Here is a 19,981-nt window from a genome sequence, read left to right on the forward strand (position 1 = left end):
AAGTTCGGCAAGATCGCCAAAAGTTTATCTTTCATTCGGCGTGCGAAGCTTGACATCGTTGCCAATCACAACATTATCCCGACATGGTCCACAACCGGACATTGAAAACTCAGGCGATCGGTTGTTGCTGCCATCGAGCCTTCGGGCCGGTGCGCACCCGGTCAGGATTCAGAACACGCAATGCACGCTTCCCATGAACTGCAAGCAAACCTCTCGCAAGTCCTCGTCGTCGGAAAATCGCCAGTCAATCGTGTCGTCATAACCAAGATCGTCGAACGCTCGGGTCTCAAGCCGGTGTCCGAAACGCCCGAAGAAGCGCTCAAGTCGCTGACCCTGTTGCGGCCGGGGCTGGTCATTGTGGATGGCGGAGCCGCCAACAGCGACTGCGAAGATATTCTCGCCGCGCTGCGGGATCGCCGCCGCATCTCGTCCAAAAACCTGCCGATCATCATTCTCTTGTCGACGGCGGCGGCGGATGCCCCCGCGCTGGCTATCGACCACGGCGTCGATGCGGTGGTCGCCAAGCCGATCACAACGGAATCGCTGCAACCGGTGATCGACCGTCTGATGTCGCGCGCCCGTGCATAGAGCGCCGCGCGTCCTTTTGGACGCGCAAAGACGCTCTAAGACCATTGAATCTATGCATCGTGCTTTCCCATCGATTCCGATTTTCGGGCCGATGCAGTAGCAAGAGCCGGCCCTGGAAAAGACGAGACATTTCGGAACAGATCGCACTTTGAAAGGTGCAACCCATCCCGAATCCGACGGGACGCTGCGCCTAAAAACCGTTTCGTTGCGCGCCCCTTCCCTTCCTTCAAGCGGCATGGCTATACTTGGCAATCTGCAATGAATCCTGGTGAATGATGCCTGCCGGAAAAAAAGAAGCCCGACCCGCGAGCCTTGGGCGCGCGCGTCTCCCCGCCTTCGTGAAAAATCTCCGCGGTGTCAAAAATTGGAAAGAGGTCAGCGCCTGGCTGGAATGGCGCGGCATCGAGGACATCGAATGCATCACGCCGGACCAGGCCGGTGTTGCCCGCGGCAAGATGATGCCGTCGAAGAAGTTCACTTCGAACACATCGCTGGCGCTGCCGTCCGCGCCTTTCATGATGACTATTTCCGGTGACTATCCGGAAGACGGCAACGGGTTTTCCTATCCTGAAGACGACGGCGACCTGAAACTGGTGCCGGATCTCTCGACGCTTTCGGTGGTGCCATGGGAGGAGGATCCGACCGCACAGGTCATTTGCGACCTCGTCCACCAGGACGGCCGCCATGTCGAGTTCACGCCACGCAACGTTTTGCGGCGTGTCGTGACTGCCTATGAGAAGCGCGGCCTGCGGCCGGTCGTGGCGCCAGAGATCGAATTCTACCTGGTCCGCAAGAACCCCGACCCGGATTATCCGCTGGTTCCCCCCGTCGGGCGCTCCGGCCGGCCGATCGGCGGTGGCGCCGGCTATTCCATCGCCGGCGTCAACGAATTCGACGAGTTGATCGACGACATCTACCATTTCTCCGAGGCGCAAGGCCTGGAGATCGACACGCTGATCCATGAAGAAGGTGCGGGCCAGTTGGAGATCAACCTTCGCCATGGCAACCCGGTGGAACTTGCCGACCAGGTGTTCCTGTTCAAACGCACCATCCGCGAAGCGGCGCTGAAGCACGAAACCTACGCGACCTTCATGGCCAAACCCATCCAGGGCCAGCCGGGTTCGGCCATGCACATCCACCAGTCGGTGATCGACCGCAAGACCGGCCGCAATGTCTTTTCCAATGAAGACGGCAGCGAGACCGAAGCGTTCTTCAACTTCATCGGCGGCATGCAGAAGCATGTGCCCAACGCGCTGGTGATGTTCGCGCCCTATGTGAACTCCTATCGCCGGCTTACCCAGGCGGCGTCGGCCCCGGTCAACACCAAGTGGGGTTACGATAACCGCACCACGGCATTCCGTGTGCCACGCTCCGATCCAAGCGGCCGGCGCGTCGAAAACCGCATCCCATCTTCCGACGCCAATCCCTATCTGGCGCTTGCGGCCTCGCTCGCTTGCGGGCTGGCCGGCATGATCCACAAGGCAAAGCCCGACGCACCGGTCGGCACCACGGTCAACGAGGACGAGATCGACCTGCCGCGCGGCCTGCTCGAGGCTGTTGACCTGTTCGAGGGCGACGAGGTTCTGAAGGAAATGCTCGGCACTTCCTTCGTTTCCACCTACGCGGCGATCAAGCGCGCAGAGTTCGAGACCTTCATGGAGGTCATCAGCCCCTGGGAGCGGGAATATCTGCTGCTGAACGTGTGAATGGTGAATGGTGAATGGTGAATGGTGAATGGTGAATGGTCGAAATGACGTGCGTTTTTGAGGTTCGCAAGAGGTTCGGCGTTTTGGCCACCATTCACCATTCACCATTCACCATTCACTGAGTCATGCCCTACCAATCCCCCATCTCCCCCGGCTATTCCTGGTATGAGGCGACCGTGGGCGAACGGCCGGAATATCCCGCACTCGATGGCGATGTCAGCGCCGATGTCGCCATTATCGGCGGCGGCTTCACAGGTTTGTCTGCGGCGGCGCATCTGGCCAACGCCGGCACCAATGTCGCGCTCATCGAGGCGCACCGCTTCGGCGATGGCGCTTCGGGGCGCAATGGCGGCCAGCTCGGCACCGGGCAGCGCGCTTGGGCGGAAGAGCTCGAAACCGAACTCGGCTTCTCGCGCGCCAAGGCGCTGTTCGATGTCGCCGAAGAGGCCAAGCATCACCTGCTCGAATTCGCCGAGGTCAACCGCATCGATATCGACTTCATGCCCGGCCAGATGTCGGTGGCGCACAAGAAGCGCTATCTCGACGACTACAGGGCGCATGCCGAAATCATGGCGAGCCGTTTCGGGTATCCGCACGTCACCTACATGGACGCCGCCGAGACCGCCGAGCGCCTTGGCTCGACGCATTACTACGGCGGCACGCGCGACACCGGCACCGGCCATATCCACCCACTGAAACTGGTGGTCGGCACGGCGCGGACTGCTGCGGCCGCCGGCGCGAAACTTTTCGAGCATACGCAATCCACAGGCATCTCATCAGAGGGCGGCAAGGTGCTCATCACCACGCCGAAGGGCGTCATTACCGCGCAGAAATGCCTGATCGCCGTCAATGCCTATGGCGGCAATCTCGAACCGGTGAGTGCGGCGCATGTGATGCCGATCGGCTCGTTCATCGGCGCCACCGTGCCGCTGGGCGCCGACTCCAAGGTGATCCCCGGCGGCGAGTCGGTGGACGATTCACGTTTCGTGGTGCGCTATTTCCGCAAGTCGAAGGACGGGCGCCTGCTGTTCGGCGGCCGCGAGGTCTATGGGGTCAACGATCCCAAGGACATCCACATTCATATCCGCAAGCAGATCGCCGAGCTTTATCCCGCGCTGAAAGATGTCGAGATCACCCACGGCTGGGGCGGCTATGTCGGCATCACCATGCCGCGCAAGCCGTTCGTGCGCGAAGTGATGCCCAATGTCATTTCGGCCGGTGGTTATTCCGGCCATGGCGTGATGCTCTCCAATTATGTCGGCAAGCTCTACGCGGAGACGGTTGCTGGCAACCGCGACCGCCTGAAACTCTTCGAAGACCTGAAGATCCCGCCATTCCCCGGTGGCCGCCGTTTCCGCACGCCGCTCCTGTTCCTGGCGCTCAACTGGTACGCGCTACGCGACCGGATTTAATACGTCGTCCTGCGCTCTTCGCTTGGCGGCCGGCCGAACTGCAGCCTGTAGCTCTGCGCGAAATAGGAATGCGACGTGAAGCCGGTGGCGATCGCCACGTCGAGGATCGGCATGTTGGTCTGGCGCAGCAGTTCGCGGGCGCGTTCGAGCCTCAGCCGCATATAGTAGCGTCCGGGCGTGACGTTGAGATGGCGCAGGAACAGGCGCTCGACCTGGCGTACCGAAAGCCCGGCCGATTTCGCCAGTTGCACCGCCGAAAACGGCTCGTCGAGATTGTCGGCCATCAGCTCGACGATCTTGCGCAGCTTTTCCGACTTGCCGGTGAGGTCGCGCTCGGGGCCGACGCGTTGGCGGTCGCCGGCGGAGCGGATACGCTCATGCTGGAACTGGTTGGCGACGGCGTTGGCAAGGTTGGAGCCGAAATCGGTGCGCACTATTTCCAGCATCAGGTCGATCGATGTGGTGCCGCCGGCGCAGGTGTAGCGCTTGCGGTCGATCTCGAAGACGTTGCCGGTGCATTCGATGTCGGGAAATTTTTCCATGAAGCCGGCACGGTTTTCCCAATGGATCGTGCAGCGGTGGCCTTCGAGCTGGCCGGCCTCGGCCAGCAGGTAGGAGCCGACGGACAGCGCCCCCAGCGTGCCGCCGCGGCGGCCCCAACTGCGCAACGCGCCAAGCACCTTGCTCTTGCCAGGGAATTCCGTGGTGAGGCCGACGCAGACGAACAGGATGTCGACTGGCGGCACGTCAGCGACGCTGTAGTCGATCTTCAGCGGCAGGCCGTTCGAGGCCATCACCGCCTCGCCATCGGCCGACACCGTGGTCCAGCCATAGAAATCGCGGCCAAGCAGACGGTTGGCCGATCGAACCGTGTCGATCGCGGCCGCAAGGGAAAACATGGAGAACTTGTCGACCAGCAGGAATGCGAACTGCCGGTTGCCTTCCACGGGATCAGACATCGACGGTTCTTCTACAGGAAGGAAAAGTAACCGCAAAGCGGTGCGGTGGCTGGCAAAACGCTTGGCGCATCAGAATTCCGGCCGCGGCCGACCCGCGGCTAGAGAGGCGGAAACCAGCGTGTTGGCCATCAGCATGGCGATCGTCATCGGTCCGACGCCGCCCGGCACCGGCGTAATGGCGTCCGCTGTCTTTTCGGCTGCCGAGAACTCGACGTCGCCGACCAGCCTCGATTTTCCATCGCCCTTTTCCGGAGCCGGAATACGGTTGATACCGACATCGATAACCGTGGCGCCGGGCTTCACCCAGTCGCCTTTGATCATCTCCGGCCGGCCGACCGCGGCAACCAGAATGTCGGCTGAACGGCACAAGGCGGCCAGGTCGCGCGTGCGGCTGTGGGCGATGGTCACCGTGCAGTTGGCGGCAAGCAGCAGGTTGGCCATCGGCTTGCCGACGATGTTGGAGCGGCCGACGACGACGGCGTTGAGACCGGAAAGGTCTTTTCCGCGCACACGTTCGATCAACAGCATCGAGCCCGCCGGAGTGCACGGCACGAAGGCAGTGGCCAGTTCGCCGGTGCCGAGCTTGCCGACATTGATGAAATGAAAGCCGTCGACGTCCTTCTCCGGCGCGATGGTCTGGATGATGCGGCCGGAATCGATATGCGCAGGCAAGGGCAACTGCACGAGGATGCCGTTGATTTTAGGGTCGGCGTTCAGCGCGCCGATGAGGTCGACCAGTTCGCTTTCACTGGTCTCAGCGGGGAGCGTGTGCTGAACTGAATGGAAACCGCAATCCTTGGCCTTCTTCGATTTCGATGCGACGTAGACCTGGCTTGCCGGGTCCTCGCCGACAATGACCACCGCAAGGCCGGGCGCGGTATTGCCGGAAGCGACGAGTTCTGCCGTCAGCTTCTTGACCCTGGCGACAACGTCTTCGCCAACCGCTTTCCCATCGATGATTTCAGCCATGATTCCTCCCGCGAGTTGCTCGTTTGGCGCGCATTTTCACCAAAAATCAACACCACAATCCCGTCAATACGCCGTCCGGTGCCGTAGACTCGAAAGTGCAGGTGTTTTTATCCCGTCAGGAATGACGCCGGCGCGCCCGGTTCTGCGCCATGTCCAGCACCGTCGCGCGGAATTCGCGCAGGCTGTCGCGGACTTCCTCGATCGGCGCCTTGGTCTCGGCTCTGGCTCCCCTGGTGGAATCGGGAGCAGGAGCCGCATGCTGCTGTGCGAACGGCATCGGCTGGGGCATGCCGGCGGGATACGGTTGCGACGAAACGTAGGCGGCGTATGGCGCCGGCTGCATCAACATAGGGGCGGGCTGGAGCATTGCCGGCGCATATCCATACGGAGATGGCGCAGGCACCGGCAGCCACGGCTGGTGAACGGGATGTTGAGCTTGGGGGTACACTGGCTGCGGCACGTAAACCTGTTGGGTCGGCGCGTGGACGGGCTGTTGATAGACGGGCGCTATCGGCTGCGGCTGGTAAACCGGAGCATTATGGTTGGCGTAGGGAGCATCGGCAGCCTGCAATCGGGCTTCTGCTTGCCGCGTCTCTGCTTCGAACTGCGCCGTCCATCCGTCACGCCGCGTCTGGGAGCTTCTCTCGGGACGGCGTGGCGACGGGTCGGAAGCACCGCGCGATGGACTGCGGTGGCCGCTGCCGCCCGGGTCATCCGAACCGCCAGCCGGGCGAGGCCGGCGTGGGCCGGAAGGATTGGCATCGTCGCGCAGGCTCTCGAGCGCGCCGCGCGCCGCGCCGATACCGATGCCTGCCAGCAGGCCGAGCATCATTCCGGCGATGGAGATCATCGAGCGCGAAGGCCCGACAGCCTGGAGCGGCGGATAGGCTTTTGAAATCACGCTCATATTGGCGGTGTTCAGATCGCGTTGTTCGCCGGTCTCGCGCGCTCTGAGCAGGAAGGATTCGTAGACCGCGCGCTTTGCGGCAGCCTCGCGCTCCAGTTCGCGCAGGGCGACCATATCTTCACTGACGCCGCCCTGCCGTACCTTGACTTGCGCCAGCCGCGAGGCAAGCTGCTGCTCCAGTTGCACGGCGCGCTTCAATTCCACCTGGTTCGCCGAGATGATGCGGCGCAATTCGGCCTGGATCTGCTCGCGCGCGCCGGCGAGTTGCGCCTCGGCGGCAAGCCGTTGCGGATGCCGGGGGCCAAGCTTGACGGCCAGGCGATCGCCTTCCTGCCTGAGGCTGGCATATTGCGAACGCAATTCGGTCATCACGTTTGAGGTGATCTCTTCGGGCAGCGTTCCGGCGACGACCGCGTTGACGTCGAGTTCCCGTGTCGAGGCCGACTTCGCATTCAGCTCAAGGGTGCGGGCACGCGCTATTGAGAGCTGCTCGTTGAGCTTGACCATCTCGTCGTCGCTGATCAACCGACCCTGCGCGTCGACGAGGTCGTTCTCGGTCTTGTAGGCCTCCACCTTGCGCTCGGCCGCTTCTACGTCGGCGCGAAGCTGCGCGAGGCGCGAAGTCAGCTCGTCGGCAGCCCTGCCCGCAGTGTCCGATTGGATTTCGCCGTAGGTTTGCAGAAACACGTCGGTCAGCGTGTTGGCGATGAGTGCCGACTTCTCCGGGTTGCGCGACCTGGCGGAGATGACGACCACAAAAGTCTTGCCGCCCCGCTCCACGGTCAGGCTTTCGGCAAGATTGCTGACGGCCAGTGCGCGCCGGTTGTCGCCCGCGCTGCCACTGTCGCGGGAAAGCAGCGAGCGCAGAATGGCGATCGGGCTGCTGATAGCGCCAGCACCCTCGCCGTTGAATTCCGGGTCGGCCGTAAAATTGAGCTTGTCCACGACCTTGTTCAGAACGGTGCCCGAGGTCAGCACACGCACCTGGTTCTCGACGATCGCCATCGTTGCATCAGATGGCAGGCCGGACTGGGTAAGGTCGCGGTCGACGATCTTCAGATCGCGCGGATCGATCAGAAGTTCGGCGACGCTTTCATATTGTTTCGGCGTGGAAACCGCGATCGCCACACCCAAAAGGGCGCCGATGACCGTGGTGGCAAGAATGATCCCCTTGGAATTGACGACGCCCATCACCACCCGCATCGGGTCTATCAGCGGGCGCCAGTAGAGGTCGGGATCGTCCGCCGTGCGGGGCTGCTCATATCCGGGCGAAGGTCGTGGCGCTTCCGGTTCAGGCAGCACCGCTGCGGGAGGCGACACGCCACGTTCCTCGCTGCGGCGCATGTTTCTGGTTGCCTCGACAGTCGCACGATCGAAGCCCGACCATTGGCTGCGTGCGCCTTCCAGTTCAGGTGCCGCGGGACCCCGCGAAAGACGGCCGGGCAGAAGGTCGGAAATACTCCATCGCACCTTGGCTGCCGGGTCGCCGGCATGCCGGCCCCTGTCCGCAGCCGGCCGGTTTTCCGGCTGGGCAGGGCTGCGCGACCAGGCGGAAAGCAGCGGGCTCGGTGTCGCCTCGCGCCGCGACCGCGCCAGACGGTGGCGCGTCGCCGGGTCGAGGTCGTCGCCCGGCTTATCCGCAGAAGATGATCCCACACCGGGATCGGCAGCTTCTTTCGGCTGCGCACGGCCGAGCGAGAGCAGGGAACGCTCTCGCCTTTTCCGGCCGTTGTCTTCTGCGTCAAACATGATCTGTGGTTGCCCGGGCCCACGGGATTTCGCAAGCTTCAATCGTTAAGCCACGCTAAACAGCCATGGAAAACAAAACGTTAATTTCGCTTGGTCGCGGACCCGAAAACGGTTGGGCCGGAACGGCGCGTTAAGCATTACCCGGTACGTTCTGGCAGAGCAATGAGCGAGACAGGTGAAACCACGCAAAGCCCGAAAATGGGCAGGATTCGAGACTTCCTGGCCAGCAGGCGCAGCGTGCTTCGCGACTACTTCACCGCGATCAGCGGCTCGGCCGGACGGCTCGTGTTTTCGCTCGTCTATTTCATCGCACTGGCCAACACGCTTTCGATCGCCGATTTCGGCCTGTTCGCGACGGCTTCCGCCGCTGGCGTCATGCTGTCGCGCATCCTTTCCTTCGGCTTCATCTCCGCGCTTTACCGCGTCGCAACCGTCCGGCCCAATCTGATCGGCGTCTTCACCGGGGGGTTCCTCCTTCTCGGGCTGTTGTCGCTACCCGTGCTGGCGCTGGCCGGATGGCTTGTTTTCGCGCTGTTCTTTGCCGGAGACCTGGGTATCTGGATCTTTGCCACTGTGGTGTTCGCCGAAGCGTTGTTGTGGCGGCCTGTCGAAGTTGTCGTCATCGTCAACAACGGCATGGGCAAATTCGGCCGCGCCGCGATCCTGGTGATCATGGGCACTGTGTTGAGGGCTGCTGCAGCGCTGGCGTTCATTTTCTGGCCGAAACACGACCTCGCAGCCTGGTCGAGCTTCTATATCGCAGCGAACGGCCTCTCGTTCGCCATCGCCTTCGGCTTCTTCTACCCGCGCCAGCGGCTGCGCTTCCGGCCGGAACTCTATTGGCGGCGGCTTGCGGATTCCATCTATGTGGCTGGCGCCGAAGTGCTTTTCTACCTTCAGATGGAGTTCGACAAACTGCTCGTGCTTTCGATCGGTGGACCGCATCTGGCCGGCATCTACGCCATCGTCATGCGACTGGTCGACCTGACCGCCATCCCGATCCGCACCTTCACCATGATGCTGGTGCAGAAGATGATGCGCACGCCGGAAATGCTGGCGCGGTTTGGCATACGCGCCGGCATCGAGAGCGGTGTCTTCGCTATCTCGACGCTGGCGCTCGGAGCCCTTGCGGTTCTGCTTTACTTCTTCCCGCGGGCGCTCGGCGGCAACGTCTCGGAAGCCGCGCCGCTGGTCGGCCTCGCGCTGCTGGTGCCGGCCTTCCGCAACCTCGTGGAGTACCACGCGGAGCTGCTTTTCGCGCGCGGACAGACGCTGATCCGCGCCTTCAATCTGGCGCTGCTCGCCGGCTTCAAGGGCATGCTTCTGTGGTGGGCGCTGACGCGGCTGACCGATACGGCAGGCATGGTGCTGTCGCTCAACCTGGTCTTTGCGGCGCTCTACCTGGCGTCGGCGATGCTGACCTACACCATGCTGCGCTGGCCTGCGAAAACCTTCTGATTTTCGCGGAGTCTGGCGAAGGCGCAGGTAGACAACATTTGCGCGCGAATGTGAAACGAGCGCGTTTTAACGCTGGAATTCCATAGAGTTAGCTTGCACCTGAACGGCTGCAGCAGCGAAAAGGTGTCCACTGCCATCAGGCATGCCTCGAAAATGCGCGGTCTTGCTTGAGAATCCCGGTCAGTTCCGCGAAATCAGGCGGCGAATTCGCGAGAGATCGGTGCCGATGAAGGACTGCATGCCGATCGCCACCTGTTCTGGCGCCATGCCGGCAACGAAATCGCGGAACTCGTCGTCGCTCAGAGCCGGACCGCTCCAGTAGACCCGGCAGAATTCGTGGTCGTCGTGGAAATGCCCGTCACCGCCCAGTACCTCGTCGGCATACCGGCCGTAGAGCATGCATTCGGAGAATTTGCGCGCCCGGCCGATCGTCTCCACCCAGTGGCGGCCGTGCACATCCTCGATCCGCCGGCACATGCCGACCAGCGTATCGCGGCGCCAGCCGATCAAGGTGGCGATATAGTCATGCCGGGAGATTTCGGGCTCTGCGATTCCAAGTGCGAGACCTGCATTGCGCGACCAGGTGAGGTGATCGCCCTCAACCGGCCTGGCGAGCGCGTTGTCGCGGCGGAACAGGCGCGCTGCGCCGTCATGCCAGAAGACGCCGCAATCGAAAGGCCTCAGGAAGGCCACGTCGGAATCGCAATAGACCAGCAGATCCTCGCCGACATGGGCTGCTATCGCCATGCGGCGCAGCTGCTGCACATGCCAGCCGCGCAATGGCTGCGTCCTCAGGCTGAGCCAGATGCGGCGACGGAACAGGCTGACCGGATCCCACCAGGCATGCAGCCAGGATGGCAGCAGGTCGCGTTCGTCGACGACTGTACGGGACTTGGTTTCCAGCTGCCTGAACAGCGAAACGTCACGGCTTTCGACCAGCAGGTAATGATGGGACGAGCCGGTGACGAATTGATCCATGGTTTCGCAAAGCAGCCGGCAGCGTTCGAAATCCGGCGCATAGCTGGCCGTCACGACCGCGGCGGACGGAACGGTGGCATTGCGCAACGACCGGGTAGCCGGTTCGCTGCCGGGGACGAAGCGCCTGTTCATCCGCCGTCGCCCGGCAGAAGCTTCTGGCGAAAGACGCGCAACAGGAAAAGCGGATTGCCGACGATATAGCGGCGCCACAGACGGCCAGGCTCGATTATCATTCGAAACAGCCATTCCATGCGCAGACGGCGCATGACACCGGGCGCGCGCGGAACCGCGCCGGACAGGAAATCGAACAGCGCGCCCACCGCGACCGGCAAGGTGCAATGCTCCCTGTCGAGATTGCCTGCGATCCAGAATTCCTGTCGCGGAACGCCCATGGCGACAAGCAGGATATCGGGGCGGAACTTGACGAGGCGGTCGAGAATTTCCGGCTCCTGGCTCTCGGTGAAGAAGCCGTCGTGGATGACCTCGATCCGGTGCTGAGGTGCAATTTCCAGGAGCCTGGCGGCTGCCTGGTCGGCATTCTTCCGGGTTGCGCCGAGCAGACCGACTTTCAGCGGGATCGCAGCCGCACGCAGAAATCCCGGAATGAAATCGGTCCCGTTGAGATTGGCGGGAAACGGCTCGCCATACAGGACCCTGGCAGCCACGTCGACGCCGACACCATCCGGCAGGATCAGGAAATCGGAAAGCACGCGCTCGAACGCGGGATCGTTCGCGGCGACGTTCGCATTGTGCGCGTTGAGGAAGCTCACCTTGGTAAAGCGCCTTTCGGCGATCAGCCGCAGGAACAGCCGCGACGCCTGTTCGGCGGTGACGCTGGCCACCGCGACGCCGAGTATTTCCCTCAGCTCGGGCGGGTCGAAAGGTGGCCGCGACGACTGCATGTTCATGCCGCCGCTTGTCGGCTGGCCGCACCGATCTTGACCAGGCCGAGACGAACCTGCGCATCGAGAGCGTCGCGCTGGCGGCGATAGAAGTCGCGGCCGTCGACATCGCTAGCGGCGCCATGCTTGGCCAACCGAAGCAAGGCTTCGGCAAACTCCTCGGCCTCGTCGGCGACGACGCAGTTTTCAGGTATGCGGTCGATGCCGCGCAGCGAGCGCGTGGTGGCCACCGCCGGCAGGCCGAGTTCGAAGGTCTCGATGGATTTCAGCTGGACGCCAGTGCCGGCACGGCTGATCAGCGGAATGACGGCGGCGCCGCGCACGAATTCGGTGGCATCCGGCACGCGGCCGACGAAACTGACACCGGGATGGCGCGACGAAAGGCCGGCAGGCAAATGGCCCGCGATATGGATGCGGAAATCGCCTGGCAGAAGCGGCACGACGGATTCCAGAAACCAGTCGAGGCCTATACGGTTGGGCTGCCAGGTCCAGGTGCCGACAAGGGCCGCATCACAGACGATCTCTCGCCGCGATGGCGCCGGCGGCGGCGCCAGCCGGGTGACCAGCGGGAGTGCTGCCGAGCGCAGATTTCCTTCAACGCCAAGAGCCTGGCGATCCTCGTCGGCAAGCGTCCAGACGAAGCTGGCATTGGCGCAGAGCCGCGCCTCGATGCCTTTCAACAGCCTAGCCTCGCGCCGGTAGAGGAATTTCTGCAGCAAGCCGGTGGCGGATTCGGCATTTTCCTCGGCCGAGCGGAACTCGACATTGTGCGCGACGAAGATCGAAGGCTTGTCCGCAAAAAGCCCTTCAAAGGCGCCGGCTAACTGAACGGCATTGATGACATAGCCGTCATACGGGCCGATGGCGCGAAGGGCCGCTTTCACGTTATCCGGGGTGGCGGCGCGCAGTTTGATGGATGAGAAGGTGAGGCCCGCGGCCATGGCCTTGCCCAGCCATTCGATCTTCTGCGGCAACGAGGCGTTCTCGGTGCGAACATCGACGGCGCCGAGCACGACCGTGTTTTCCGGATCGGAAGGCTCCTTGCCAGGCCAAGCGTAACCCAGCACCGTCACGCGCACACCGGCCCGGCGCAGCGCGTCGATGATCGCCGCGTTGGCAATCTCGTAGCCGGTTGCCGGTGCCGCATGCGGCACGATGGAGGTGGCGAAAACCAGATGCATGAACCTGTCCCGTGCAGTTCCGGTAGCAAAGGGCGGTGAAATGTTGATTAAGCGCGGTCCGAGTAACGCAACCGAAAGTGGCATCGCGCCGGTATCGTCCGCCGATCTGGGAAAGTGCTTAATGGATTGTTATCGTCAATGGGAGGATTTTATTAAAGGTATCTCAGTTTTGAAGTTCAGCTCGATTGTGACGCATCGGATGATTTCGACGCGTCTGATGTTGCCGAGGCAGGTTTCGGAGCTTGCTGACTACCCAAAATATAGCCTGCAATCCCACTTATGGTGGCGATTGCGGCATCGGGAGAGATCTTATCAATTATCCTGAGCCCAAAGATTGCGATGACTATGACGATTGCCGTTGTCATGCGAATGACGAGACCGGACTGAGCTGCTAACAGCATCAACTCGATTGTTGACTCCGGAGCCCTGACCAGTCCGACAACGGCGATTAGGGCAACTGTCCCGATGCACATTCCCAACACAATAGCGGTGAGGCGAGAGAGCTCTACAACATCATCGATTTCCATGGCAGGCCCCTATTACTTGGACAATAATCATGGTGTGCTCACACCTAAGCAGTCTACAGGTTGCCGGCCTTACAAAAAATCGGAAAATTCAAACTGAAAAACTACCATTTTATTGAAAGGCATTTCTCGATTGATACGCCTGCCTGCCTTCGTGAAGCGCCCGGCGATCGGATTTGCTGCTGGCATCATACGCCCGCAAACATAACTTTTAACGAGACATTAAACGAAAAAAGAGTTCATCTGGAATTGACCACCCAGATTTCGGCCGGGGCATGAATTCAAACCCATCCAGTGGTTCCATATCGATTCTCGCCCGCTCGCCCGGCCTCGAGCAGGAGACTATTCGCGCCGTGGTCACGGTGCCGACGTTCCGCCGGCCGGTGCAACTGCTGGAAACGCTGGCCTCGCTGCAGGCGCAACGAACCGGGCGACGTTTCGCGGTGATCGTCATGGAAAACGAAGCGGAAGCCCGCGAAGGCGCCGCCGCCGCGCAACCGCTTTTTGAGCGCGGCGCGATCGACGGCCTGCTGATCGTCGCGCATGAGCGCGGCAATTGCAGCGCCTACAATGCCGGCTGGCAGACGGCGCTGCTGAATTTCCCGAATTTCGAGCACCTTCTGGTCATCGACGACGACGAACTGGCCGACCCAGACTGGCTGGAGCGAATGTGCAGCGCCAGCGAGACGCTGGGCGCCGACATCGTCGGCGGGCCGCAAGTGCCTGTCTTCGCGCAAGCCGCGCATTCGAAATGGGCAACCCATCCGGTCTTCGCACCGCCATACACGCGGACGGGACTGGTGGATGCGCTTTATTCGTCGGGCAATCTGCTGGTCGGCCACAACGTGCTCATCCACATGGGGCCACCCTTTCTCGACCTGAGGTTCAATTTCATGGGGGGCGGCGATTCCGATTTCCTCAGCCGCTCGAGCCAGGCGGGCTTCCGACTGGCCTGGTGCGCCGAAGCCGTGGTGCGCGAAACCGTCCCGGCGCGGCGCGTCGAGGCCGACTGGATTCGCGCGCGGTCGCTGCGCAACGGGGTGATCTCCACCCTGGTCGAGAAGAAGAAGCGCGCCGGCACCAGCCTTGCCGGTGTGAAAGTGCTTGCAAAAAGCCTGGCGCTGCTGGCCGCCTCGCCTTTTCGCGGCGCGCTGAAGCTTGCGCAGACCGGGTCGGTTTCGGTCGGCCTTTACCCGGTCTACGTGGCGCTCGGCCGCGTCATGGCGGAATTCGGATATGCCAATGAGCAATACCGGCAGCCTGAGAAGAACTGAGGCCCGGCGGCTTCTTGCCGGCTTCACCACGCGGCGCGTCACCACCGCCATCGCGACGCTCGTCCTGGCCGTCGTCATCATCTCGTTCAAACCGTTCCAACTGAACGGCGACCAGGTCACAGAAGGCGGCGACATCGTCAACCAGCTCGGTTTCGGCTCGCTGGGCGCCCTCTGCCTGTTTTCGCTGCTGTCGTTCGTGGACCGCCGCGTGCTGGCGGCGTTGTTCAGCCCGTGGTGGCTGGCGCTGCTGGGTTTCCTGGTGCTTTCGGTGTTCAACGCCACCGACCCGTCGGCGGCGATGCGCGCCGCCTCGTTCACGGTGATCGGCATTCTGGCGATGATGACGGTGCTCGCCTTGCCGCGCGATGCCGACGCGTTTTCAACAGCGCTCGCCGCTGCCGGCTTTGCGGTAGTGTTCCTCAGCTATGCCGGACTGGTGATCTTTCCCGACATCGCCAAGCACACGGCGGACTCGGTCGAGCCGGAACATGCCGGGTTCTGGCGCGGCGTCTTCCAGCACAAGAACATCGCCGGCCCGGTGATGGCCTGCTTCAGCTTCGGCGGGCTTTATCTCTGGCGCCGTGGCTGGAAGCGCGCCGGAGCGCTGCTGTTTGTCACGGCGTTCCTTTTCATGGCCAACACAGGCTCGAAGACCACCGCGGGGCTGGTGCCGGTGGCGATTGGCCTGGTGGTGCTTCCCGGCATGATCGGCATGCGGCTGCTCACCCCGATCCTTTTCGTCGTTGCGTTCGTCGCGACGGCGCTTGCGACCGTGGGCATCGTCTTCATCGCGCCACTCACCGAACTTGCCAACCGGCTGGCGCCGGACCTCACCTATACCGGCCGGACCGACCTATGGAAGTTCATGGGCGACATGATCATGCGCCAGCCATGGACAGGCTATGGATATGAAAGCTTCTGGGGAACGCCATTCGTCACCAGCACCGACAAGTCGTTCGACCAGAGCTGGGATATCACCGGTATCGTGCACGGGCACGAAGGTTACCTCGACCTCGCCATCGCCATGGGGTTGCCGGCGCTCTGCGTAGCGATCGTCGCCTTCCTGATCGTACCGCTGATCGACTACATGCGCGCGCCATTGCTCAAGGAAAACGTCTACCTCGCCGACTTCTTCATGATGATATTGCTGTTCACCCTGTTCAACGCGTTCCTGGAATCCTTCTTCTTCCGCCGCGCCGATCCGGTTTGGCTATTTTTCGTCATGGCGGCATTCGGCCTGAGATTGATCGCGCGATTCCCGGTGCGGGCAGCGCCGGGTTGAGCCATAGTCCGGCAGCGTCTTCCTCGCGGCCGTCCGACGGGTTATGTCAGCCGTCGGGAGATTTTCGGACATGACATCGACAGTGATCTTGGCCGGTTGCGGCAATATGGGGTACGCCATGCTTTCGGGCTGGCTGAAATCGGGGCGTCTGGCCCCCGGCGATGCCTGGGTGGTGGAACCCAACGAGGCGCTGCGCCAGCGCGCGGCCGATCTTGGCAGCCACGCGGTGGCGGAGAGTGCCGCCCTGCCCTCCGGCCTGTCGCCGACACTGGTGATGTTTGCAGTGAAGCCGCAAGTGATGCGCGAGGTGGTCGCCGGCTACAAGGCATTCGCCGACGGCAGAACGACGTTTCTCAGCATTGCCGCCGGCACGCCGATCGCCACGTTCGAAGAGATTCTCGGCGCCGTGCCGGTGATCCGCTGCATGCCCAACACGCCTGCCGCGATCGGCAAGGGCATGATGGTGACGGTGGCGAACCGGCTGGTGACGGAGGCGGCGCGCGACTTCGTCGGCGGCTTGCTGTCGGCCAGCGGAGAGGTCGCCGCTGTCGACGACGAAGCCCTGATGGATGCGGTCACCGCGGTTTCCGGTTCGGGGCCGGCCTATGTGTTCCATTTCATCGAGGCGCTGACCGCGGCCGGCGAAAAGGCCGGGCTGCCTTTGGACACCGCCAGGCTGCTCGCCATGCAGACTGTCCACGGAGCGGCAAGCCTCGCCGCCGAAAGCCGGCAGGAGCCCGGCATGCTGCGCCAGCAGGTCACCAGCCCCAACGGCACCACGGCTGCAGCGCTTGCGGTGCTGATGGGCGACGACCGGCTCAAGAATCTCGTCGTTGAAGCAGTGGAAGCCGCAAGGCTGCGATCGATCGAACTCGGAAAGTAGAAGCCGGTCAACCGAGGTGAAGCATCGCGTCCTGCAGCTTGCGCAAGCGGAACAGATTGGTGCCGGTGTCGGGCGCGGCGTTGGCGGTGGTCAGCAATTCGCCCTTTTTCACGGGTTTCAGCACCTTGCCGGCTTCAAGAAGGCCGACCGGCACGGCATTGCTGGCCCGCGCCTCAGTCACCGTCATCGTCCATGAGCGGTAGCAGGTCTCGCCTATCGCATCGAAAGTCTCGCCGGCCGCGAGGTCGCGTTTGGCGACCGCGCAGACTTCCGCGACGGGGTTCGGCAGCGGCACCATGTCCGGCCTGCCGTAGAGCGCGATGCGGGCTGCGGTCAGCGGCACTTCCAGCGATGTCAGGTGGTAAGGACGGAAGAAGCTGTAATACGGCCCCTCGCCGATGTGCAGGTCGTCCATGCGTTCGATGATGCGGGGATGCGTCGCCTCGACGATGACGAAGACGCCCGGCGCCACGCCCTTGCCGATCGTGTAGTCGACAACGCCCTTGTTGTGCAGGATGCCGCCGTCCTCGCGTGGAATCAGCACTTTCACCATGTCGTCGCGGTCGGTTTTCGGGCCGTGCATGCCGGGCACGTCGGGCACCAGGCCGGTGGCGTTGGCGATGGCGCACATCTCGACCATGGTCTTGGAGCCGTCGACGAACTCGACCAGCATGCGCGGGTTCATGTTGCGGCGGATCGCTTCCTCGCGATAGTCGTCCGGCACCGCGTCATGGTTGAGCGGATTGTTCTTGCCCTTGCCGGCCGACACGATGGTGTAGCCGAGCGCGGTGGCGAACTCGATCAGTTCCATGCAGCTCGAGGGCTCGTCGCCGGCGCCGACCGAATAGACAACACCCAGGCGGTCGGCCTCCTGCTTCAGGAAGGCGCCGATGGTGACATCTGCCTCGACATTCATCATGACGAGATGCTTGCCGTGCTCCATTGCCATCAGGTCGAAATCGGCGGCCACGCCGGGCTTGCCGGTGGCGTCGATGACGACATCGATCAGCGGGTTGGTGACCAGCAATTCGTTCGAGGTAATGGCGATCTTTCCCAATTCGATGGCCGCGGTGACCCGCGAGGCGGTATCGGCCTCGCGCGCCATGGCCTCGTCGCCATAGGCGATCCTGATTGCGTCGCGGGCAGTGTGAGGGCGGCGGGTCGAGACCGCGCAGACCTCGATGCCCTTCATCAGCATGCCCTGGGTGACCAGGTCGGTGCCCATTTCGCCCGAACCGATGACACCGATGCGCACCGGGCGGCCTTCGTCGGCGCGCCTTGCAAGATCGCGGGCAAGCCCGGTGAGGGCGACATTGGTCATGTAATTATCCGATGCTGGCGTTCGGCGCCGGAATAACAGAAAACCGCAGCGGTTTGTCAAATCAAACGGCGAAAGCTTCCGGCCATTGTCGATTCTAGCGCATTTCCGCCACCACTGCTTGCGCTCTTCAGCCGGCTTTCGGAAAAGGCCTTCCGCCCTTCCAGTCCCCGAGACAATGTGTGAATATGCTCGGCGTCGTTCAAAGTGGAACGATCGGATTAATCCGATTTTCAACCCGATCGACGTACGGTCCCGCGCCAAAGGGCCGGAACACGGCCGTCGATGGTGACAGGGACGGCAATGATCATGGACGAAAAACGCGGAAATTCTGGCGAAAAGACCGCTCCGGAAGAGGCCCTCACGGGAAGCGTCAGAGACTATCGGCTGCCAGTCGGCACCGATCTGCTTGGCCGTGTCGACGGCTTCTACCACTGGCAGGATCTGCGCCGCCAGCACGGCCTGTGGCCCTACGCAAAATCGACGGAGACCGCGCCCAAGACCCATTGCGCCGCCAAAACAGACAGCGGCGAGGAGATTTCGGGCGTCAACTTCGCGTCGCAGGATTATCTCAGCCTGTCCTCGCACCCCGCGATAAAGCAGGCGGCCATCGACGCTATCGGCGAGTACGGCGTCCACAGCGCAGGCTCCGGCGCGCTGCTCGGCAACACGCGGCTCTCGCTGCAACTCGAAAAGACCATCTCCGACTTCATGGGCGGTCCCGAGGTCGTGCTTTATCCGACGGGCTGGTCGGCGGGTTTCGCGGCGGTGCAAGGCCTGGTGCGCTCGCACGATCATGTCGTTCTCGACGTGCTTGCCCATTCCTGCCTGCAGGAAGGCGCCCGCGCCGCGACCCAGAACATCCATTTCCATGGGCACCTGAATCTCGAAGGGTTGACGCGCCGGCTGCAACGCATCCGTTCGGCAGACGCCGTGAACGCCATCCTGGTGTGCACCGAAAGCCTCTTCTCGATGCATTCGGACACGCCCGACATCGCCGCCATGCGGGCAATCTGCGACGAATACGACGCCAGGCTGCTTGTCGATTGTGCCCATGATTTCGGCTGCATCGGCGACGACGGGCTCGGCCATATCGGTCTGCAAAAGATGATCGACAAGGTCGATGTGATCATCGGCAGTTTTTCCAAAACCTTCGCTTCGAACGGTGGCTTCATCGCCGTGAAGACGCGGGCGGTGGCGGAATACATGAAATACTTCAGCGCCACTCAGACCTTTTCCAATGCCCTGTCGCCGGCCCAGGCGGCAACGGTGCTTGCCGCCTTCGAGATCGTCGCGTCGGACGAAGGCAAGCGGCGGCGGCTGAGCCTGATGGACAACATCCTTTATATGCGCAGCGAAATGGCCAAGGTGGACCTCGAAGCACTCGGCCACCCGTCGGCCATCGTGCCGGTTCGTGTCGGCGCCGAAGGGCTGGCGCGCATTGCGGCCAGGGAACTCGCCTCGCTCGGCGCCATCGCGAACCTGGTGGAATATCCAGCGGTGCCGCAAGGCGGCGCGCGGTTCCGCGTCCAGGTCATGGCCGATCATACCCGCGGTGACGTCGACGCGCTTGTCCGGCTGATGCGACAAGCCATGCAGTCGGCGGATCTGGAATTCCGCTCCTATCGCGAGGCCGATGGCTCCTCGCTCAAGCGAGGCGCGGTTCGCTGGAATGCGGCGTCGAACGCCGCCTGAACCTAGAGCGGTTCCGGTTCTTCAGAACCGGTGACTCGCTCTAACTATTTGTTTTGCCGCATTTATGCGGACGCCAAATGATTCCATTTGGCTGCAAAATGCTCTAGGTCGTGTGGACAGTTATCTGGTCCATAGGACGGTAGCGGCGATGGTAACGACGGCGAGGTAGTTTCGGGCTGTCTTCTCGAATCGGGTT

General features: G+C 62.5%; 17 protein-coding genes. 8 read left to right on the forward strand and 9 right to left on the reverse strand.

Annotation, left to right across the window (positions count from 1 at the left end; translation table 11 throughout):
- Nucleotides 1-180 precede the first annotated feature (180 nt).
- Entirely contained in the window at nucleotides 181-588 is a 408-nt protein-coding gene (locus F3H98_RS16465) for a response regulator (protein ID WP_149761226.1), read from the forward strand.
- A gap of 226 nt (nucleotides 589-814) precedes the next feature.
- Here F3H98_RS16465 and F3H98_RS31780 read toward each other — a convergent pair whose 3' ends face one another.
- Complete coding sequence (locus F3H98_RS31780) at nucleotides 815-1,105, reverse strand: hypothetical protein (RefSeq protein ID WP_244621748.1); 291 nt, start codon at nucleotides 1,103-1,105, stop codon at nucleotides 815-817.
- On the opposite strand from F3H98_RS31780, the gene F3H98_RS16470 reads away from it, so the two are divergent.
- Both F3H98_RS16470 and F3H98_RS16475 read left to right on the forward strand, forming a co-directional pair.
- Nucleotides 999-2,294, forward strand: coding sequence for a glutamine synthetase family protein (locus tag F3H98_RS16470; RefSeq protein WP_244621747.1), 1,296 nt, complete (start codon nucleotides 999-1,001; stop codon nucleotides 2,292-2,294). The genes F3H98_RS31780 and F3H98_RS16470 overlap by 107 nt on opposite strands.
- Before the next feature lie 125 nt (nucleotides 2,295-2,419).
- Nucleotides 2,420-3,706, forward strand: a complete 1,287-nt coding sequence (locus tag F3H98_RS16475; protein WP_149761227.1) for an NAD(P)/FAD-dependent oxidoreductase — start codon at nucleotides 2,420-2,422, stop codon at nucleotides 3,704-3,706.
- Here F3H98_RS16475 and F3H98_RS16480 read toward each other — a convergent pair.
- From F3H98_RS16480 to F3H98_RS16490, 3 genes are all read right to left on the reverse strand, one after another.
- Nucleotides 3,703-4,665 (reverse strand): GlxA family transcriptional regulator, encoded by a 963-nt coding sequence (locus tag F3H98_RS16480; protein ID WP_149761228.1) that lies wholly within the window; start codon nucleotides 4,663-4,665, stop codon nucleotides 3,703-3,705. The genes F3H98_RS16475 and F3H98_RS16480 overlap by 4 nt on opposite strands.
- 69 nt (nucleotides 4,666-4,734) lie before the next feature.
- Nucleotides 4,735-5,634, reverse strand: coding sequence for a bifunctional methylenetetrahydrofolate dehydrogenase/methenyltetrahydrofolate cyclohydrolase FolD (gene folD / locus F3H98_RS16485; protein WP_149761229.1), 900 nt, complete (start codon nucleotides 5,632-5,634; stop codon nucleotides 4,735-4,737).
- Nucleotides 5,635-5,749: 115 nt separating this feature from the next.
- On the reverse strand, nucleotides 5,750-8,290 hold the full coding sequence (locus tag F3H98_RS16490; RefSeq protein ID WP_149761230.1) for a GumC family protein: 2,541 nt from the start codon (nucleotides 8,288-8,290) through the stop codon (nucleotides 5,750-5,752).
- A gap of 162 nt (nucleotides 8,291-8,452) precedes the next feature.
- Here F3H98_RS16490 and F3H98_RS16495 point away from each other — a divergent pair, with 162 nt between their 5' ends.
- Complete coding sequence (locus F3H98_RS16495) at nucleotides 8,453-9,748, forward strand: lipopolysaccharide biosynthesis protein (protein WP_149761231.1); 1,296 nt, start codon at nucleotides 8,453-8,455, stop codon at nucleotides 9,746-9,748.
- 180 nt (nucleotides 9,749-9,928) lie between these two features.
- Here F3H98_RS16495 and F3H98_RS16500 read toward each other — a convergent pair whose 3' ends face one another.
- The 4 genes from F3H98_RS16500 to F3H98_RS16515 form a co-directional block, all read right to left on the reverse strand.
- Nucleotides 9,929-10,858, reverse strand: a complete 930-nt coding sequence (locus F3H98_RS16500; RefSeq protein ID WP_149761232.1) for a DUF6492 family protein — start codon at nucleotides 10,856-10,858, stop codon at nucleotides 9,929-9,931.
- Nucleotides 10,855-11,634 (reverse strand): WecB/TagA/CpsF family glycosyltransferase, encoded by a 780-nt coding sequence (locus F3H98_RS16505; protein ID WP_149761233.1) that lies wholly within the window; start codon nucleotides 11,632-11,634, stop codon nucleotides 10,855-10,857. Before F3H98_RS16505 ends, F3H98_RS16500 begins: the two co-directional genes overlap by 4 nt.
- On the reverse strand, nucleotides 11,631-12,809 hold the full coding sequence (locus F3H98_RS16510; protein WP_149761234.1) for a glycosyltransferase: 1,179 nt from the start codon (nucleotides 12,807-12,809) through the stop codon (nucleotides 11,631-11,633). The genes F3H98_RS16505 and F3H98_RS16510 overlap by 4 nt, the downstream gene beginning before the upstream one ends.
- Before the next feature lie 176 nt (nucleotides 12,810-12,985).
- A complete protein-coding gene (locus F3H98_RS16515; protein WP_149761235.1) occupies nucleotides 12,986-13,336 on the reverse strand; it encodes a hypothetical protein in 351 nt (116 codons plus the stop codon).
- Nucleotides 13,337-13,608: 272 nt separating this feature from the next.
- Here F3H98_RS16515 and F3H98_RS16520 point away from each other — a divergent pair, with 272 nt between their 5' ends.
- The 3 genes from F3H98_RS16520 (at nucleotide 13,609) to proC (ending at nucleotide 16,772) form a co-directional block, all read left to right on the forward strand.
- Nucleotides 13,609-14,607: a glycosyltransferase family 2 protein gene (locus F3H98_RS16520; RefSeq protein WP_149761236.1), complete on the forward strand. Its 999-nt coding sequence runs from the start codon at nucleotides 13,609-13,611 to the stop codon at nucleotides 14,605-14,607.
- The gene (locus F3H98_RS16525) at nucleotides 14,576-15,889 is read left to right on the forward strand and encodes an O-antigen ligase family protein (protein WP_149761237.1); all 1,314 of its coding nucleotides are present in this window, start codon (nucleotides 14,576-14,578) and stop codon (nucleotides 15,887-15,889) included. The genes F3H98_RS16520 and F3H98_RS16525 overlap by 32 nt, the downstream gene beginning before the upstream one ends.
- A 70-nt stretch (nucleotides 15,890-15,959) precedes the next feature.
- Nucleotides 15,960-16,772 carry a pyrroline-5-carboxylate reductase gene (gene proC, locus F3H98_RS16530; RefSeq protein WP_149761238.1) on the forward strand — a complete coding sequence of 271 codons (813 nt, stop codon included), beginning with the start codon at nucleotides 15,960-15,962 and terminating at the stop codon, nucleotides 16,770-16,772.
- 7 nt (nucleotides 16,773-16,779) lie between these two features.
- On the opposite strand, the gene F3H98_RS16535 is transcribed toward proC, so the two are convergent.
- Complete coding sequence (locus F3H98_RS16535; protein ID WP_149761239.1) at nucleotides 16,780-18,093, reverse strand: NAD(P)H-dependent oxidoreductase; 1,314 nt, start codon at nucleotides 18,091-18,093, stop codon at nucleotides 16,780-16,782.
- 306 nt (nucleotides 18,094-18,399) lie between these two features.
- Between F3H98_RS16535 and F3H98_RS16540 the strand changes: the two genes are divergently transcribed.
- A complete protein-coding gene (locus tag F3H98_RS16540) occupies nucleotides 18,400-19,785 on the forward strand; it encodes an aminotransferase class I/II-fold pyridoxal phosphate-dependent enzyme (protein WP_149761240.1) in 1,386 nt (461 codons plus the stop codon).
- The last annotated feature ends 196 nt before the right edge of the window (nucleotides 19,786-19,981 follow it).

Origin of the sequence: Neomesorhizobium albiziae, from assembly GCF_900114255.1 — a bacterium.
GTDB classification, from domain to species: domain Bacteria; phylum Pseudomonadota; class Alphaproteobacteria; order Rhizobiales; family Rhizobiaceae; genus Neomesorhizobium; species Neomesorhizobium albiziae.